The sequence below is a fragment of the Metabacillus rhizosphaerae genome (assembly GCF_037201795.1).
Classification (GTDB): Bacteria; Bacillota; Bacilli; order Bacillales; family Bacillaceae; genus Metabacillus; species Metabacillus rhizosphaerae.
The window spans coordinates 3,908,247-3,927,435 of sequence record NZ_CP147403.1 but is presented as its reverse complement, the minus strand read 5'-3'; the positions used below and the strand labels follow the sequence as shown (position 1 = coordinate 3,927,435).

Sequence of the window (19,189 nt, the reverse complement as noted above, 5' to 3'; positions counted from 1 at the left end):
AACGGTTATGAAAACGTTATCAACACGGTTTTTAATATAATAATTGGAGGAAGTAGAAATGACGACTAAATCAACTGTAAAAATAGCTAAAAAAATAGAAGTGCCCACTGTAATGAAAGCTGCAGTTATGAATAAACCTTTTGATATCGAAATCCAAGAAATCGCTGTTCCACAGGTTCATGATGATGAGGTGTTAGTGAAAGTCATGGCTGTAGGAGTTTGTGGCTCAGATATTCATTATTACGAACACGGCAAAATTGGCCGTTATGTCGTTGAAAAACCAATTATTTTAGGGCATGAATGTGCAGGTATTGTTGCTAAGGTTGGTGAAAATGTTACGAAAGTAAAAGTTGGAGATCGTGTTGCCATTGAACCAGGTATTACGTGTGGTCGTTGTGAATACTGTAAAGAGGGAAGATATAATCTTTGTCCAGACGTTCAGTTTTTAGCAACACCACCTGTTAATGGTGCATTTGTGCAATACATAAAGCATCGTGAAGATTTTTTATTTCCTATTCCTGATGAACTATCATTTGAGGAGGCAGCACTTGTTGAACCTTTTTCTGTTGGAATTCATGCAGCAAAGCGTTCAAATCTCAAACCAGGCTCAACGGTCGCAATTATGGGAATGGGGCCGGTAGGATTAACTGCAATTGCAGCAGTCAAAGCGTTTGGTGCTACAAATATAATTGTAACAGATTTGGAAAATAATCGCTTAGAAGCAGCTAAAAAACTTGGAGCAACCCACGTGATTAATGTAATAGAACAAGATCCAAATGAAGAAATACTGAAGATAACTAATGGTAAAGGTGTCGATGTTGCATTTGAAACAGCTGGAAATCCAAAAGCGTTACAATCTGCGTTGAAGGCTGTCAAACGTGGGGGGAAAATGGCAATCGTTGGTCTACCTCCTCAAGATGAAATAGGTCTAAATGTTCCATTAATAGCAGATAATGAATTAGATATTTTCGGGATATTCCGATACTCAAATACATACCCTCAAGGAATTGAATTTTTGCAAGGTCAAAATATTGAATTAAAAAGCTTAATTACCGATCGCTTTATGTTAGAAGAAACGAAAGAAGCGATGGAACGTGCAAGACTTAATAAAAAAGCGAGTTTAAAGGTTATGGTCTATCCGAATGGAATGATTAAAGAATAAGCTTTGGTCATAAATGATTCAAAGACATAAAGTATGACTTTAAGGGGGGGCTATGAACAATTTCAGTCTTTATCAAGATGAATTGGTAGCAGGTCATTACCACCCAAAGGTAAATGCCTATTATTTTAAACAATGGCAAAGCCATCAAATGCCTTTTCATTCACACAAGGAAGTAGAAATAATGTATGTAATCGATGGGAAATGTACGGTGGAGACAGAAGATAAAAGGATTTCAATGAAAAAGGGAGATTTTATTTTATTAGATGCAAATGTACCCCATCGATTAACAGTAGAGAAAGGCAATCCATGCAGAATGCTAAATATTGAGTTTTCCTTCGTGCAAAAAGAGGGGAGATTTCCGGCGTTTAAAGAGTTAGTAGCGGAAAATGAAAGCCTGACGCAATTATTAGCATTAAGTTACTCATATATTGTGTTAAAGGACCCAAATGAAATCTACCATACTCTTAAAAATCTGGTATTAGAAATGGATAAAAAAGGCTCTGAAAACGAAATGATGGTTCAGATCCTTTTGGCTCAGTTACTAATTCAAATAGCTAGAATGGTTGTTGAAGAAAATGAGAAAGATTGTGAGTTCAATCAGGTGAATATCTATGTGAAAAAGGCAATTGAATTCCTACATCAAAACTACGACTGTGATATACAAATAAAAGATGTTGGTTTTGCCGTAAATTTACATCCTGGATATCTTCACCGTATATTTAAAAATCAAATGGACTGTACAATTATGGAATATTTGACTTCTCACCGAATGGAAAAGGCAAAAATGCTCTTAGCTGATACAGATATACCAATAATCGATATCTCTCATTATGTCGGTATTAATAGCAGACAATACTTTAGTCTTCTTTTTAAAAAGTATACAAATAAAACACCACTCGAGTTTAGAAAATTAGCTCTTAAAAACATCGTGAAATATAGTAGTTAAAAAGCAACGGTTTTATGACCGTTGCTTTTTCTGGATGCTCAAAATTCATACCAAATGATACGGGAATAAGCGTAACTAGAATTATATTTTTTTAAAAAGTTAAGATTTTTTACATCATAAAGTTACAAAATTGAAAACGTATTTAAGGGGTAGTTGATAAAATAAACATAGGTTTTTTACTACTGAACTGGGAAAAGGAGAGCTGTCCAATGTCATTTAAAATTGCATTTATTGGTGCAGGAAGCATTGGTTTTACAAGAGGGTTATTAAGAGATCTATTAGCTATTCCGGAATTTAATCAAATAGAAGTATCCTTTACAGATATTAATTCACAAAATCTTGATATGGTCACTCAGCTTTGTCAGCGTGATATTGACGATAATGGTTTAGATATAAAGATATTTTCAACAACAAATCGTAGAGAAGCATTAAGAGATGCCAGATACATCTTTTCTGTGGTGAGAATTGGCGGGCTTGAGGCATTTCAAACCGATGTAGATATCCCGTTGAAATATGGAATTGATCAATGTGTTGGTGATACGCTTTGTGCTGGAGGGATCATGTACGGTCAACGCGGTATTGCTGAAATGATGGAAATTTGTAAAGATATCCGTGAAGTAGCTGAAAAAAATTGTTTATTGCTTAACTATGCAAACCCAATGGCTATGTTAACGTGGGCTTGTAATACTTATGGTGGTGTTCGAACAATTGGTCTATGTCATGGAGTACAAGGTGGTCATAGACAAATTGCAAATGCACTTGGATTGAAAAAGGAAGAAGTAGACATCATTTGTGCAGGTATCAATCACCAAACATGGTATATAAGTGTGAAGCACAATGGTGAGGATATGACAGGGGAAATATTAGAGGCATTCGAGAATCATCCAGAGTTTAGTAAGACAGAAAAGGTCCGAATCGATATGCTGAGACGTTTTGGTTTCTATTCAACAGAATCAAACGGCCATTTAAGTGAATATGTTCCATGGTATCGTAAGCGTGCAGAAGAAATCAATGATTGGATTGATTTAGGTACATGGATTAATGGAGAAACTGGCGGTTATTTACGTGTATGTACAGAGGGAAGAAATTGGTTTGAAACAGACTTTCCAAATTGGTTAAAAGAACCAGCAATGGAATATAAACAAGAAAACCGCGGAGAAGAGCATGGTTCATATATTATTGAAGCTCTTGAAACAGGCCGTGTTTACAGAGGTCACTTCAACGTAGTAAACAATGGCGTTATTTCAAATCTACCAGACGATGCTATCATAGAAGCACCTGGATATGTTGATCGTAATGGGATAAGTATGCCACATGTTGGAGATCTCCCATTGGGCTGCGCCGCTGTTTGTAATGTGAGTATTTCAGTACAAAGATTAGCAGTTGAAGCTGCAATTAATGGCGATGATTTCCTACTTCGTCAAGCAATGATGATGGACCCTTTAGTTGGAGCAGTATGTAATCCAAAAGAGATTTGGCAAATGACTGACGAAATGCTAGTTGCACAAGAGCGATGGCTGCCACAATATTCAGATGCAATAGCTGAAGCGAAGAAACGGTTAGCTTCCGGAAATCTTTTACCAACAAAAAATTATGAAGGTGCAGCTCGTTTAAAAGTGAAAACAGTTGAAGAAATGGCTCAAAATCGGGACGAAGCAACTAAAAATGCTGGGGAATCGGATAAAGCGAAGGAACGTCCCTCTGTTGTGAAATAATATCGTAGTCTTCTAGAAGGATATTATTAGAAAAGTAAGGGAAAACTAGAATTTGAATCTATGTAAAATAAGCGTTTTATGGTAAAATTAAATTATCAGTAAATTAAAAAAACTGAAGAAAATTATCAAGTAAATTTAAGACTAATTTAAGGGGATGGATGCAAATTCATCCTATCATTACACCATCATAGCCATACTAGTATGGTAGAATTGAGGAGGTAAAGATGAAAAAGATAACAAATCCAATTTTACGTGGTTTTAACCCGGATCCTTCGTTTTTAAGAGTGGAGGATGATTATTATATTGCAACATCTACTTTTGAGTGGTTTCCTGGAGTACAAATTCACCATTCAAAGGATCTAGTAAACTGGAGATTATTAACACATGCTTTAACACGTAAATCACAGGTGAATATGGAAGGTAATATTAATTCTGGAGGAGTTTGGGCACCTTGTTTGACCTATTCAGAGGGCACCTTTTATTTGATTTATACTGATGTAAAAAGTAGAAAAGGAGCATATAAGGATACTCATAATTATTTGGTGACAGCTCAAGATATTATGGGGCCGTGGTCTGAACCCATTTATCTAAATAGCAGTGGATTCGATCCTTCACTGTTTCATGATGACGATGGCAAGAAGTGGTTAGTAAACATGCTTTGGGATGGTCGAAAAGGGAAAAACTCGTTTGCTGGTATTGTAATTCAAGAATACTCGATAGAAGAAAAAAAACTAATTGGACCAGTGAAAAATATCTTTAAGGGAACAGACCTTAAGCTAACGGAAGGGCCACATCTTTATAAACGAAATGGTTATTACTATTTGATGACAGCAGAAGGTGGTACAGAATATAAACATGCCGTTATAATGGCTAGGTCTAAATCGCTTTTTGGACCTTTTGAAGTTGATCCTATAAATCCAATTCTAACATCTGCTAACCATCCAGAACTAGCCTTACAGAAAGCGGGACATGGTAGTCTTGTGCAAACACACACTGATGAGTGGTATCTAGCACATCTTTGTGGACGACCTTTAAAGGATAACTATTGTAATTTAGGAAGAGAGACAGCGATCCAACGCTGTTATTGGACTGAAGATGGTTGGCTGAGAATCTTTGGTGGTGGAAATACACCGTCCTTACATGTTGAGGCACCTAAAATTGATCCCCATCCATTTGATCCAATTTTGATAAAAGATGATTTTCAATCAGACTCTTTACAGCTTGATTGGAGTACATTACGGATTCCAACAGATCCTTCATGGATATCTTTAACAGAACGAAAAGGTTTTTTAAGATTGAAAGGAATGGAATCGCTATCATCCACACATAAACAAAGTTTAGTAGCAAGAAGGCAACAAAGTTTTAATTGTGAAGTTGAAACAGCAATTGAATTCAATCCAGAAAATTTTCAACAAATGGCAGGGCTAGTTGTTTATTACGACACAAATGATTATGTATATTTACGGATATCCAATGATGAGGAGCTAGGTAAGTGTTTGAACATCATCCAAACAAAGAATGGGCAATATGATGAATTGTTAGAAAAAGATATCCCTCTTCAGGAAGGAAAAACTTGTAAGTTAAAAGCTGTTATCGAAAGGGAGAACTTGCAATTTTATTATACCTATTCGCAAAATGATGATAAATGGAACAAGATTGGTTCAGTAATCGATATTTGTCATTTATCAGATGAATACGGTGATTACATACGCTTTACAGGAACATTTATCGGTCTGTGTGTTCAAGATTTAAGCGGTTCAAAAAAGCAAGCTGATTTTGAATACTTTATTTATAAAGAGTTCCTTGAAGAGGAAAGTGAAATTGGAACTAATTCAGATCAGGTTTTTAGATTTTCTTAATATCATATTAAATAGCTGGGGGAACTTAAAATGAATATAATACGGTATAAAAACGAATTAAATGAAAGCGTTTTAGCTGTGTTGACTGTAGAAAATAAAATATATGTTCTACCTCAGTCAGATTTTTTATCTTTAGTTAGGGAAGCGGAAAATAAGGGGAAAACTCCATTGTTACTTATTGAAGAAGTCATTGAAAATTCTCTTCCAATGAAATTGACCTTAAATGATCTAGATTTGTTAAAACCAGTCGATGCCCCTGAAGTTTGGGCTGCAGGCGTGACTTATGAAAATAGCAAGCTTGCAAGAAATTACGAGGCTTCCCAAGGGTATGAGGAAAAAGAAGAAACGTTCTATGATAAGGTATACAACGCAGCACGTCCTGAAATCTTTTTCAAATCAACAAGTGCTCGGACGGTTGCACCTAGAGGTGAAGTTTATTTAAGAAGTGACTCAAATTGGCAAATTCCTGAGCCCGAGCTAGGGTTGGTTATAAATAAGGTAGGAAAAATCATTGGTTATACAATTGGAAACGATATGAGCTGTCGAGATATTGAAGGAGAAAATCCCTTGTATCTACCACAAGCAAAAGTCTGGAAAAATTCTTGTTCGATTGGTCCTTCAATTCGTTTAGCAGAAACGGTGGAAGATCCATATAACTTTGATATTACATGTAGAATATTCCGAAAAGAGGAAAAGGTATTTGAAGGTAGTGCAAATACAGAGCAATTAAAACGTAGCTATACAGAGCTAGTTTCCTATTTATTAAAAGATAACGAAATATTTGATGGTACTGTTTTACTAACAGGAACATGTATTGTACCTCCAAATGAATTTACATTGGATCATAATGATCGTATTGAAATTGAAATAGAGGGAATAGGTATTTTGGAGAACACGGTAAAAAAACAGATTTCTCAAACACTTCCAACCTTGTAATTAAACGAATATTTTTAGTAAATCTAAGAAGCCTGCAATTGTTAAATTCGCAGGCTTTGTAAATTAAAACCTAGTTCTTATTGACCATCAGCACCACTTATTGTTACCTTACGAATGTGGTCATCTTCATAATTGTTTTCCCGTAACTTTTCAACCTTGTCGTTGACTAGTTGTTTTTGATCAACCTCTGGTGAAGGTGTTTGTTTTTTCTTTGACACTTTGAAAACCTCCTTTATTAAGATACTTTGATCCTGCTTAGTTTTCCTATTTACATTAAAATTATTTCAACTTAAAGGGTGTCAATTGTAATGAATGTATTTCTAATGATTATTTAATAAAAAATTCGCATATAAAATTGGTTGGGTATGGATTTGTTTCCATAGGTAGTAAAGATTTTCTTTGCTTTTTAGCATGTTATATTGTGACCTGAAATTACATTCTATAAAATAAACTTTTCCCTCATTTGTTACACCAAAATCAAAACCCAAATCACCTAGTAGAAAGCAGTGTTCTTCTAATTTAAAAGCGATAAGCTTAGACAATTGTTCTAATTGAACCATAATGCTTGATGAGGATAATGAAGGATGATTTCTTAAATAGGACTCTAATAAATCAAACTCCCCTCTATGTCCAACATTCGTAACAAATTCACCTTTTGCGGCAAGTTTTCCTAACATCTCTGTGACATTCCAATCTCCTTGATCGTTCTTTTGAAGAATAACTCGAATATCAAAGGGGCGATCATCTATCGTTGTTAGTTTAATTTTTTCTTGTGTTATATATTTTTTCTCGTTGATTTTATTCATAATTAGCTTCACAATCTCCTGTTTGTCCGCGATTTCATTCTTATTCCCATTTTTGGTCTGATAAATAAGCAACCATTCATTCTGGTTAATTTCTTCAAGAGACATGATTCCTTTTCCTTTACTACCATGGCATGGCTTTAGAATAAGCATCGAATATTTTTTCATCATTTTGAACAGCGAAGTTTCTGAGGTCATAGCTGTTTTCGGAAGGTGTTTATTTATCATGTCATAACCTTGTAAAATGTTGTTTATCTTATGCTTTCCGTTTCTAAAAGGGATGGCATTAAAAACAACAATATTAGTTTGTGTGAGCGTACTCACTTTTTTTATGGACTTACTATTATTGAAGTTTGAACGATTATAAAAAATGGAAGGGAGTGGGCATGATTTTTCATGAAATGTTTTTAAATTCGCATCATAAGCTAAGCCAGTCTCTACATAATTTTCATTTATTTGCGAAGGGCAGGTATAAACGATTGATAACTTATTTAAACTAGCAACCTCTTCGTAAAATGTAATTGAACGGGGAGGAGTTCCTTTTTTTATGGACTGGTATGTTCTTTCTGTCAGTAAAACCCCAATTGTCCTCACAACTAAAACCTCCTACTACCATATATATTTATTAGATGTTGGATTTTTTCGAAACATACTAAAAAAAATGACACATTGAAATTAACATGAATAAATTATGATTAAAGCCATTTCCTGACCTTTTAGAAGTCTCACTTTACGTTTTTGGAGTTGAAGAGAATATGAACACGATTGTATTTATCGGTACGAATAAATCTGGATCAAGCAGGGATGCAATAAGAGCAGCAGAAGAACTCGGATATTTCACTGTATTATTCACTGATAGAGAAAATTTTTTCCGCCAACGTGAAGAGTTCCCAGATGTCCATTTGATGATTTATTTAAAAAAATTATCATTTAGTGAAGAACTAATAAGAGAGATTGATAGATTGTCTGAGTTGGGTAACTCGATAAAGGGTTGTATTAGTTTCATTGATCCTTTTGTGTATGTAGCAGCAAGACTATCTGAATATTTAGGTCTAGCTCATTTTTCTACAAAAGCACTTTATAGGATGGAAGATAAAACAAGAATTCGTGATCATTTAGTCACTCACCCTACAACGCCAACATATACAATTCTTCCCTTTGATGCACCTCTAAAGCTTTGTATTGAAAAGATAAAGGAACAATTCCCACTTGTACTTAAAATCCCAGTATCAAATGGCTCAAAAGATGTAATTTTAGCAAAAAATATTGAAGAATTTACAGAAGGTTTATTGTTTTTAAGAAAGAAAGATCCAAGAAGCTCAATTCTGGTTGAGGAATTTTTAAATGGAATCCAATACATTATAGAAGTTGTTGTATGTAATGGGAAAATAAAGTTTGCTGGAGTAGTTGAACAGAAAATTGATCATAAATATCGTTTTATTGTAACAGGATATGAATATCCTGCAACTTTATCTGAAGAAACCCATACAAATTTAATGGACTCGGTAACAAGCATACTAAAATATATAGAATTTACGGATGGTAGCTGTCACTTAGAAATGAGGTTGGTAAATGACGAATGGAAATTAATCGAAATAAATCCACGAATTTCTGGTGGTGCAATGAATGAAATCATTATGGAAAGTACAGGGATAAATTTAGCAAAAGAAATTATAAAGTTAACCTTAGGTTTAAAATCTTTTCAAACTATTAATGAACAAAAATATGTTTACGTACATTATATAACAGTTAATTCAACAGGAAGATTGTTAAAAATAACAGGGAAGAATCGAGCTTCGGCCATAAATGGAGTTAGAAAAGTTTATGTTAAACCGAGGAAAGGAACAATTTTAACAATTCCATTGTCAATGGGTGACAGATACGCATATGTACTTGCAGCATCTGACACACCTGAAGAAGCTAAAAGGATTGCAATGAAAGCCGCTAAAGAAATAAAGTTTTATTTAGTTCCACTATAAGGATGATCGAACATGACTTTAATTGGTATGCTCCATTATCGAAAAAATCCGGAAAAGGTAAAAAAGGCATATGCTTTTGCAGCAGTTGCAAAAATGGAAGGTGTAGATTTTATTTATTTTTCCTATAGCAGTATTGATTTTAATCGAAGAAAAATTAACAGCTGGCAATATAAAGATGGAGAATGGCTTCAATCAGAAACAGAATTTCCAGATGTTGTAATAAACAGTAGTGGTCCAAAATCAGCGGAACAAGTGGTGGTTTATAGGAGATTGAAACAAGACATTCCATTTACTAGTCATTCAGTAGGAAATAAATTACAGGTATATAAAAAAGTAAAAACAGAAAATGCATTTGCAGACTACTTAATACCGACAAAAAGAATCCTGCGTGAAAAACAGGTTATATCCTATTTAAAAAAACATTCCAAAATCGTAATGAAGCCAATGTCGGGTAATAAGGGAATAGACATCTATTTTATTGAACAACTAGAGGAAGATAAACTTTCAATTTTGCATGGTAAAGAACTGAAACGAATAACAAGGCAAGAGCTAGAAGATCATTTGAAGGGAAAACTAAAGAACAAATATATTATGCAGCCCTTTATTGAGTGTAAAACAAAATCAGGATTAGCGTATGACTTTCGGTTACATGTTCAAAAAAATGAAAATAAAAAGTGGGTGATAGCTCTTATCTACCCAAGAATTAATGGGGATGGAAAATTAACAAGTAATATTAGCAGTGGGGGATTTAGAGGGGAATTAACTTCTTTCTTAGATCAGGAATTTGGTCAAGAGAGTCCACAGGTAGTTCAATTATTACAAAACTTTGCCTTATCGTTTTCTGAACATCTTGATCAAATTTACAACTGTTCCTTTGATGAACTTGGAATTGATGTAGGAATCGATGTAAATAGGAAGCTTTGGATTTATGAAGTTAATTGGAGACCAGGCTCTAAACATAGGGAATTTGAAGTTGCTAAACAAATGATTCCTTATGCAATGAGTCTACATGCAAACTAATTTTAGGCAACCTTATTTACAGAGTATAATCACAATTTGTTTAATAAACTTATACTATATAGGGAGAAAACGGAGAATGGGGTAGGAGGATGGATGATTGATTCCCGTAAGGAAATGAGGAACTTATGCATTTTAGAGCCATTGAAAACAATTAAATTCCATCAAGACTTTAAAATAGATCCATCATTAAATAGTTTCAAAGATCGATGTGAACATGTAAAAGTAGTAGATACGATTCCTTTTATATTATGGAATGATAGCGGATTGTTCGAGTTAACAGGATATTTTTCTGATCAATTTGAAGATAAAAAAGTGGACTCATTTTGTACTAGTTTTTTTCGAGTAGAAAATATAGATGAAAAGCAAAAGTGTGCAACTCTTTCTTTGTTAAAACCATTTGACATAGATGGATGTTTGTCAAAAGAGATTTGTGAAATTGTAAGATTAGAAAGAACTCCGATTTGTTACGCCGTTGATCTATCCTGTTTTTGTGCAATTCACTGCCTTAATGTTAAGTTACTAACTAGAAAAATTATTATCGAGCCAAGATGAGTGGAGTAAAAACCTGGAGAATAATCTTTCAGGTTTTTAGTATATAACCTATCAAAATATTCTAACAGAAAGAGAGGTGAGTTATGGAACATCTCAGACTTGTAAGTATTCTTCCTGTGTTAAAAGGTGAAATCATAAAGGGGCAAGAAAACCCCTTAATAAAAAGTGTAGCAAAAGGTAAGAAATACCCAATCACAAATCATTCAATTTATTTTCATATGAAAAAGCAAAAGATTCAAATTCCTAGTGATGTAGATGAATGTGTACTTGTAGTAAGTAACATATCATATGTTAAAAGTATTAAGGATGAGGGAATTACTATTGTCTATGTTCAGAATGTAAAAAATGCTTATTATAGATTTATAAGCTATTATCGAAGTTTGTTTTCGCTTCCAATAATTGGTGTTACAGGAACTTGTGGTAAAACAACAACAAAAGAAATGATTGCATGGATTTTATCGAAAGATTTAAATGTAGTCAAAACTAGGTTAAGTGAAAATGGATTATCACGAAATCTTAAATATCTCATGCAAATTGATAATAAGACAGACGTAGCTGTCATAGAAATGGGAGTAGACAGCCCTGATAACATGCTTTACACAGCACATTACTTTAAGCCAGAGATTGGCGTTATCACAAACATTGGTGTGGATCATCTTGAAGGATTTCACGAGCATGATAAATACATCGAGGAAAAAGCGAAAATGCTAACAGCAATACAAAATAAGGGTGTACTCGTATTAAATGCAGATGATGAATATACAAAAAGAATAAATTTAAATGATTTTAAAGGGAAAATTGTTTATGTAAGCTTAAAGAAGGATACGATGTTTACAGCTAGTAATATTAGATATGGGAAAAAGGGAATGCGATTTAATTTAACATATAATGGCACGGTCTATCCATGTTATGTACCAGGTTTTGGGGAACATAATGTTTATAACGCATTGTACGCAATTGCTGTTTGTATGGAATTAAATATCGGTATAATCGAAGCAATCGAACGTTTAAAATCATTCAAGCATGTTCGACGCCATACCCAATTTAAAAAAGGGATAAACGAATGTGAAATTATCGATGATACATGGAGTACAAATCCTACATCAATAAAAGCTGCATTGGATGTACTACAACATGCTAGTAAAGCGAATAAAAAAATTGTCGTTCTAGGTGATATTGAGGAACTAGGACAATCTTTTGTAAATGAATATATGAAAGTAGCTGATCTTGTTGTAAACAGTAAAGTAGATTTCTTTGTTACAATCGGAGAAAAATCAAAGATAATGAGTGATCGAGCAATTGAACTCGGAATGGATACAAATAAAGTTTTCCATGCTTATGATCAACAAGCTGCATTTGATATAATACAAGCAACTTCTGATCGTGATACATGTATACTAGTAAAAACGTCTATGAATCTCTCATACAGTGGGCTAATAAAAAAATTAACACAATTTTAAACAAGATATATGAGATGGTGCTAAAAAAGTGTCAGACCCTTAGTTTTAAACGGGTCTGACCCATTTTTTGTTTTGGGAAATAATAAATTTTAATAGAACGGATAAATGAAATAATTTCAAGAAAACACTATAAATCGAATTTCGGATATATTCCAATAGAATGAAAAAAGGTAAGATGTAAGGAGAAGATACGAATAAAATAGTACCTTTTCTACTATTTTTTAAGAGCCATTCATAGATTAAGTACAACTGAAATCAACATTGAGGTGCACATAAATGAAACGTAATATAAAAATAAAAGGTATCGGCACATATTTACCAAAACGATTGATCAAATCGGAAGAAATCGATCAATTACTTTCAACAAAAAGTGGGTGGTCTGAAAGAAAATCAGGTGTGAAGGAACGGTATTTTGTTGGAGATGAAACAGCTTCTTATATGGGTGCAGAGGCTGCTAAAAAAGCAGTTCAAGATGCTGGTCTAACTTTAACAGATATTGATTGTTTGATTAGTGGGAGTGGTACGATTGAGCAAGCAATCCCTTGTAATGCCGCATTGCTTCAGGAACAACTAGGTCTTCAGTATTCTGGTATTCCTGCATTTGATATTAACTCAACTTGTTTAAGCTTTGTTACCGCTCTAGATATGATCTCCTATGCAATTGTTTGTGGTAGGTATAAGAATGTATTAATAATATCTTCTGAGATTTCATCAATAGGACTAAACTGGGATCAAGACGAGAGCTCAATTTTGTTTGGGGATGGTGCTGTTGCGGTTGTTTTATCCAAATCAACGGATGGTTCAGGAATAATATGCTCACATATGGAAACATATAGTGCTGGTGCTCATTTATCTGAAATTAGAGGTGGAGGCACTAAAATCCATCCTAGAGAATATAACGAACAAACAAAAGATGATTTTTTATTTGATATGGATGGGAGGGCCATCTTTAAATTATCCTTTAAACTTCTGCCACGGTTTATTGAAACACTCTTTTCAACTACAAATCTTACAATGGAAGATATCGATATGGTGATCCCTCACCAAGCAAGCGCATCTGCGATGAAGATAATCCGGAAAAAGCTAGGAGTAGAAGAGTCGAGGTTTATGAATATTATTGAAAACTATGGAAATATGATTGCGGCATCGATTCCAATGGCGTTATTTGAAGCTATTCAACAAGGAAGAGTGAAAAGAGGAGATAAAGTTTTACTATTAGGAACTTCAGCTGGATTATCCATTGGAGGCATCGTACTTGAATATTAAGAGAAAGCGAGTTTTGATAACAGGAGCTAGAGCACCCGTTACACTTCACTTATGCAGAGTGTTAGAAAATGGAGGAATGGATGTTTATACTGCCGATAGTGTCCCATATGCGCTTGCAAAAACCACTAATCGGATAAAAGAATTCTTTTTATACCCTTCTCCAAAATATGAAACGAAAGAATTTATTAACTGCTTAATACAGGTTATTAAAAAAAGACGAATAGATATACTAATGCCTACTTGTGAAGAGACCTTCTATGTTTCAATGTATAAAGAGCAATTATCAACTTATTGTGATGTAATAGTCGATGATCTTGAAAAAATGAGACTACTTCATCATAAAGAAAGGTTCATCCGATTTGTTGAGGAACTTGGGCTTAATACACCAAAAACAAAATTACTAGTATCACAAGTAAATCTACCAGTTCTTATGAAGGAATTTCATAGTGATCTAGTATTGAAAAAAGTCTATTCTAGGTTTTCTGATTCGGTAATTTTTCTAAAAGAAGGAGAAGAATTTCCGGTACAAGTATTTGAAGATTCTCTTTGGATAGTGCAGGAGCGAATATATGGAAACCAATACTGTTCTTATGGATTCGCTAGAAATGGGAAATTACTAGCACATTCTGTATATAAATCCGAATTCACAGCTGGCTTAGGTGCAACACTCTCGTATCAATATACAGAAAAACCAGAAATTGAGCAATTTGTTAAATCAATCGTTGCGAAGCTATCATTTACAGGACAAATATCATTTGATTTTATCGTCACTCATGCTGGTGTAGCTATCCCAATAGAATGCAATCCAAGGGCAACAAGTGGATTGCATTTATTTGGGAAAGAAATCGCCAAAGTAATAAGCGGTGAACAGAAAGATCTCCTTTATCCTAAAAATGAAACAAAAGAAGCTATTAAGTTAGGTGTTCTTCTTTTTGGCAGAAACAATTTTAAATCGATGAAGCAAGTAAAAAGATGGTTTCAAATACTTGCAACATATAAAGATATTACATTTCGAAAAAATGATATAAAGCCTTTTTTCTATCAATTTGTGAGTATGTACTTTTTGTGGAGGGCAAGTCGTATTAATAAACTGACTATGCTAGAGCAGTCAACGTATGATATTAGTTGGGATGGTGAACATTCTTGAACATATTAGTAACCGGTGCAACAGGATTTTTAGGTAAGAAATTAGCTTTTCGACTTGTTTCACTTGGATACAATGTTACTGGCATTGGACGAAATAAAGAGGTGGGGGAGAGGTTAAAAAAGGTAGGGATTCGATTTGAAGAAGCGAACTTAGAGGACAGCGAGAGAATCATTGAACTTTGTAAAGATAAAGATTATGTATTTCATTGTGGTGCACTATCTTCTCCCTGGGGAAAATATCAGGAATTTTATGCAGCAAATGTTCTAGGGACTAAAAACATCATTGAAGGCTGTAAGAAATGGTATGTGAAACGGCTCATACATGTATCGACACCTAGCCTTTATTTTTACTATGATGAGCGTATAAATGTAAAAGAATCTGATCCATTACCTAAAAAGTTCGTTAACCATTATGCGAAAACGAAATATATAGCAGAATTAGAGATTGATAAAGCGTTTCATGAAGGCCTGCCAACAATTACAATCCGTCCAAGAGCTATTTTTGGTCCGGGTGACAATGCAATTTTACCTAGGTTAATTAAAGTATGTGAAAAGGGCATGTTTCCAAAGATCGGAAAGGGCTATGTCGAAGTCGATATTACATATGTAGAAAATGTTGTTGATGCATTATTGCTTTGTCTAACATCAAGGGAAGAAACACTAGGTAGAAAATATAATATTACAAATGGTGTACGAGTAAATCTATATGAAATGCTTGAAGAAGTGATGGGTCAACTAGGTAAGACTGTATCTTATAAGGAACTTTCTTATAACAAGGCTTTTTTTATAGCTAGGACACTTGAATACATATCAACCATTTTCTTAGGTGGAAAAGAACCATTACTAACTCGGTATACTGTTAGTATTCTTTCGAAATCACAAACATTATCACTGGAAAAGGCTCAACAAGAATTGGGCTATATTCCTGCTGTTTCAATAGAACAGGGGACAAAGGAGTTCGTAGCATGGTGGAAAAAACATGAAAATTAGTACGTTAAAGCTTTACGAATGCGGTTATTGTACACACCCGGAAAAGATAGTTTTACCAAATGAAACACTAAAGTCAATAGAGTTCCCTGCAACGGTTGCTTTAATAAAGCATCCAATAAAGGGGTATATCCTTTTCGATACGGGCTATACAACACATTTTAGCGAAGCAACTAAAAAATTCCCCTATTCACTATATGCAAAGTTAACACCGGTTTTCTTTACAGAAGAAAAGTCGATAAAGAAACAATTGGAAAAAGACGGGATTAAGGCTGAGGATATAAATACGATCATACTTTCTCATTTTCATGGCGACCATACTGGTGGGTTGAAGGATTTCCCAGATGCGAAAATTTTAACATTTAGAAAAGGCTATGAACCTATTAAATCAATGAGTAAATTGCACGCTTTAACAAAAGGATGCTTACTAGATTTGATTCCAGAGGACATTGATACGCGTATTTCTTTCATTGATCAAGCTGAAATTAAGCTAGACAATGGCTATGGGAAATTTACTACTGGATTTGATGTGTTCGGAGATAATTCGATAATCGCAGTAGATTTAACAGGACATGCGATTGGACAATTTGGTATTTTTGTGAATCTTCAGAGTGGAAAAAGGGTTTTACTATGTGCTGATGCGGTATGGTTAAGCCAAGCCTATGAAAAACTCATTTTCCCTCATAAAGTTGCAAATTTATTAATTGAAGATATCAAAGCGTATAAGAAAAATGTAATAAAACTTCATCAATTATCAAGAACAAATTCTGAAATAGATATTTTACCAACACATTGTCAAAAAACGTGGGAGCTTGTGAAAAAGGGGTTTGTTTATGAATAAGCTTAATTTAGTGAAACAATATGTGTTAACCAAATACGGTAGAAGATTTTCATCCAAGGAGGAATTGCAACGCTTTCAGCAACAGAAAATTAAAAAGCAATTATCATTTGTGTTAAGGCATTCGGCTTTTTACCGAGAATTCTATGAAGATTTTCAAAATGAATTACAAGAAAATCATTGGGAATCGCTACCGATTATTGATAAATCAATTATGATGAACCATTTCGATGACTTTAATACCGTTGGAATCAAAATGAAAAGAGCTCTTGAAATAGCGTTTGAAGCAGAGAGAACGAGAGATTTCACAGCGAAAATAGCTGATATTTCAATAGGCCTATCGTCAGGTACAAGCGGAAACCGAGGAGTATTTTTAGTTAGTGATAAAGAAGCTGAAATGTGGGCTGGAGCTGTTTTAGCAAAATTATTACCAGGTAGCCTAATTGAGAAGCAGAAAATTGCTTTTTTCCTTAGGGCAAACAACAATTTGTATAGCACAACCGAAAATGGTCGAATAACCTTCCAGTTCTTTGACCTTTTGGATGATTTTTCAACACATATTCACCGTTTAAATGAATTAAAGCCGACCATCATAATAGCTCCTCCGTCAATGTTAAGAAAACTAGCAGAATGGCAGATTGAAGATAAAATACTGATACGACCAATAAAAATCGTCTCAGTTGCTGAAGTGTTAGAGGACCTTGATAAAAGGTTTATTGAAAAAGTCTTTCAGCAAACACTTCACCAAGTTTATCAATGTACAGAAGGATTTTTAGCAGCTACATGCTCACATGGAACGCTGCATATGAATGAAGATTTAGTAGCTGTTCAAAAGGAATATTTAGACGAAGAAAAAGGAATTTTTGTGCCAATCTTAACTGATTTTACAAGAACAACCCAGCCAATTATTCGTTATAGACTAAATGACATCCTTATCGAACGGAAAGCTCCTTGTCCCTGTGGATCACACTTTTTAGCATTAGAACGCATTGATGGACGTTGTGATGATTTATTTTATGGTTTCAAAAAAGTTGGAGGAGATGTAGGTGTTCTGTTTCCTGATTTTATTCGAAGAGCTATTATGCTAGCATCAGATCATATTCTTGAATACAAGGTAACTCAAAAGGATCTGAAAACTATTGAAGTAAAACTAAAGGTAAATGCAAGTTCAGAAACAGTGAAAGAAGCAGTCATATCAGAGATAACAAAGCTATGGAATCAAAATCGATTAGTCGTACCAGATATCCACTTTCTACCTTACGATTTAATTCCATCAGATAAAAAAAGGAAGCGAATCGAAAACGCGATGAGAGGACACTTCGATGGTAAAATTGTATGATGCAAAAAACATCGATTCCATTGAGTGGTCAACAAAAAAAGATGGTCATTTGATAAGGAATTATTTTGAGATATTAATGAAGGATGGTATAAACAAATATATAGAGAATATTGAAACTGAAATATATTTACTGGAGATTGATGATATTCTTCTACCAATTTCACTAAATCAAAAAGAATTCACTAATTCGTATGTCGTTTCTCCTTATACTCATTATATTAGCTATGCAAAGGAAGAGTTATGGGAACTAGGAAATAAACGCTTAGAGGCTTTTCTTTCGTATATTATTGAAGGCATTGGATTTTTGCTTCGTAAAAGCAATATAAATAAAGTTGTTGTTGTAAATAATTGGCTTTTGTCTACAAATCTGTATCCTAGTTTAACAAGTGATCAGATTAAAAAAATGACAGATTTTCTTACCAATCAATTTCCACAGCATACGATCCTCATGCGTTCGATAAATGAAACTCTTCATAACCAAATGATTAGTAGTTTTAATAGTGAAGGCTACAAACGAATCATGTCCCGCTCGATTTATCTATTTGATCCCAGTATACCACTGACAAAAAAACAACGAAAAGCACTTAATCAAGATAAAAAGCTTTTGGAGAAATTTAATTATCAAATAAGAGATATACAATCAGGCGATTTTCAGAAAGTTGAGGAATTATACAACCAGTTATATATTGATAAATACTCCATTAACAACCCTCAATTTACAGAACACTTTTTTAAAAATGCTGCGATACATAATACATTACAATTTAAACTTGTATTGAAAGAGGCAAAAGTAATTGGTGTGATTGGTTATTTTGTGAGAGGTGGGGTTTTAACAACACCAATATTAGGGTATGAAATTAAGAGGGAAAAAGAGGCAGGGCTTTATCGAGTATTGTCTATGCTTATTACGAAGGAAATAATCGATAAAAACTATATGGGACATCGAAGTGCAGGAGCAGGTTCATTTAAGAGGAAACGAGGATCAGTGCAAGGGATAGAATATACATACTATTACAATAAGCATTTATCATTTAAATCAATGCTTGCTTGGAATAGTCTAAAAATGATAATGGATAATGTTATTGAGCCACTTGCTAGGAAAATGAGATTCTAAGCTGATGCAAGAATAAATAATCAAAGTGCTTTGTATAATGGTATTTTATTTTATTTCATAGTGTATA

17 protein-coding genes are annotated in these 19,189 nt (G+C 33.9%); 15 read left to right on the top strand and 2 right to left on the bottom strand.

The genetic code is table 11. The features are described from left to right. Nucleotides 1–58 precede the first annotated feature (58 nt). From WCV66_RS19135 to WCV66_RS19115, 5 genes are all read left to right on the top strand, one after another. Entirely contained in the window at nucleotides 59–1,162 is a 1,104-nt protein-coding gene (locus WCV66_RS19135) for an NAD(P)-dependent alcohol dehydrogenase (RefSeq protein WP_338786547.1), read from the top strand. A 52-nt stretch (nucleotides 1,163–1,214) separates the two neighbouring features. Further along, the gene (locus WCV66_RS19130) at nucleotides 1,215–2,108 is read left to right on the top strand and encodes a helix-turn-helix domain-containing protein (protein ID WP_066337456.1); all 894 of its coding nucleotides are present in this window, start codon (nucleotides 1,215–1,217) and stop codon (nucleotides 2,106–2,108) included. A gap of 209 nt (nucleotides 2,109–2,317) precedes the next feature. Further along, complete coding sequence (locus WCV66_RS19125) at nucleotides 2,318–3,823, top strand: alpha-glucosidase/alpha-galactosidase (RefSeq protein WP_066337455.1); 1,506 nt, start codon at nucleotides 2,318–2,320, stop codon at nucleotides 3,821–3,823. Between the two features lie 224 nt (nucleotides 3,824–4,047). Next, the gene (locus WCV66_RS19120) at nucleotides 4,048–5,682 is read left to right on the top strand and encodes a glycoside hydrolase family 43 protein (RefSeq protein WP_338786546.1); all 1,635 of its coding nucleotides are present in this window, start codon (nucleotides 4,048–4,050) and stop codon (nucleotides 5,680–5,682) included. Between the two features lie 30 nt (nucleotides 5,683–5,712). Continuing rightward, nucleotides 5,713–6,618, top strand: coding sequence for a fumarylacetoacetate hydrolase family protein (locus WCV66_RS19115; protein WP_338786545.1), 906 nt, complete (start codon nucleotides 5,713–5,715; stop codon nucleotides 6,616–6,618). A 77-nt stretch (nucleotides 6,619–6,695) separates the two neighbouring features. Here the strand turns inward: WCV66_RS19115 and WCV66_RS19110 are convergent, their stop codons facing one another. Both WCV66_RS19110 and WCV66_RS19105 read right to left on the bottom strand, forming a co-directional pair. Then, a complete protein-coding gene (locus tag WCV66_RS19110) occupies nucleotides 6,696–6,836 on the bottom strand; it encodes a hypothetical protein (RefSeq protein WP_185653181.1) in 141 nt (46 codons plus the stop codon). Between the two features lie 102 nt (nucleotides 6,837–6,938). Next, entirely contained in the window at nucleotides 6,939–8,015 is a 1,077-nt protein-coding gene (locus tag WCV66_RS19105) for a YheC/YheD family protein (protein WP_338786544.1), read from the bottom strand. A 161-nt stretch (nucleotides 8,016–8,176) separates the two neighbouring features. Here WCV66_RS19105 and WCV66_RS19100 point away from each other — a divergent pair, with 161 nt between their 5' ends. The 10 genes from WCV66_RS19100 to WCV66_RS19055 all read left to right on the top strand — a co-directional run bounded on the left by WCV66_RS19100 (nucleotide 8,177) and on the right by WCV66_RS19055 (nucleotide 19,122). Next, nucleotides 8,177–9,400 (top strand): ATP-grasp domain-containing protein, encoded by a 1,224-nt coding sequence (locus WCV66_RS19100; RefSeq protein WP_338786543.1) that lies wholly within the window; start codon nucleotides 8,177–8,179, stop codon nucleotides 9,398–9,400. 12 nt (nucleotides 9,401–9,412) lie between these two features. Beyond that, complete coding sequence (locus tag WCV66_RS19095; protein WP_338786542.1) at nucleotides 9,413–10,420, top strand: YheC/YheD family protein; 1,008 nt, start codon at nucleotides 9,413–9,415, stop codon at nucleotides 10,418–10,420. A 93-nt stretch (nucleotides 10,421–10,513) separates the two neighbouring features. Further along, the gene (locus tag WCV66_RS19090; RefSeq protein ID WP_338786541.1) at nucleotides 10,514–10,972 is read left to right on the top strand and encodes a CotY/CotZ family spore coat protein; all 459 of its coding nucleotides are present in this window, start codon (nucleotides 10,514–10,516) and stop codon (nucleotides 10,970–10,972) included. Between the two features lie 83 nt (nucleotides 10,973–11,055). After that, nucleotides 11,056–12,432 (top strand): Mur ligase family protein, encoded by a 1,377-nt coding sequence (locus tag WCV66_RS19085; RefSeq protein ID WP_066337443.1) that lies wholly within the window; start codon nucleotides 11,056–11,058, stop codon nucleotides 12,430–12,432. 276 nt (nucleotides 12,433–12,708) lie between these two features. After that, nucleotides 12,709–13,698: a beta-ketoacyl-ACP synthase III gene (locus WCV66_RS19080; protein ID WP_338786540.1), complete on the top strand. Its 990-nt coding sequence runs from the start codon at nucleotides 12,709–12,711 to the stop codon at nucleotides 13,696–13,698. After that, entirely contained in the window at nucleotides 13,688–14,845 is a 1,158-nt protein-coding gene (locus tag WCV66_RS19075; RefSeq protein WP_338786539.1) for an ATP-grasp domain-containing protein, read from the top strand. Before WCV66_RS19080 ends, WCV66_RS19075 begins: the two co-directional genes overlap by 11 nt. Continuing rightward, nucleotides 14,842–15,834 carry an NAD(P)-dependent oxidoreductase gene (locus WCV66_RS19070; RefSeq protein ID WP_338786538.1) on the top strand — a complete coding sequence of 331 codons (993 nt, stop codon included), beginning with the start codon at nucleotides 14,842–14,844 and terminating at the stop codon, nucleotides 15,832–15,834. Before WCV66_RS19075 ends, WCV66_RS19070 begins: the two co-directional genes overlap by 4 nt. After that, entirely contained in the window at nucleotides 15,824–16,672 is an 849-nt protein-coding gene (locus WCV66_RS19065) for an MBL fold metallo-hydrolase (RefSeq protein ID WP_338786537.1), read from the top strand. Before WCV66_RS19070 ends, WCV66_RS19065 begins: the two co-directional genes overlap by 11 nt. Continuing rightward, the gene (locus WCV66_RS19060; protein WP_066337437.1) at nucleotides 16,665–18,008 is read left to right on the top strand and encodes a F390 synthetase-related protein; all 1,344 of its coding nucleotides are present in this window, start codon (nucleotides 16,665–16,667) and stop codon (nucleotides 18,006–18,008) included. Before WCV66_RS19065 ends, WCV66_RS19060 begins: the two co-directional genes overlap by 8 nt. Continuing rightward, nucleotides 17,992–19,122: a hypothetical protein gene (locus tag WCV66_RS19055; protein ID WP_338786536.1), complete on the top strand. Its 1,131-nt coding sequence runs from the start codon at nucleotides 17,992–17,994 to the stop codon at nucleotides 19,120–19,122. Before WCV66_RS19060 ends, WCV66_RS19055 begins: the two co-directional genes overlap by 17 nt. Nucleotides 19,123–19,189: the final 67 nt, after the last annotated feature.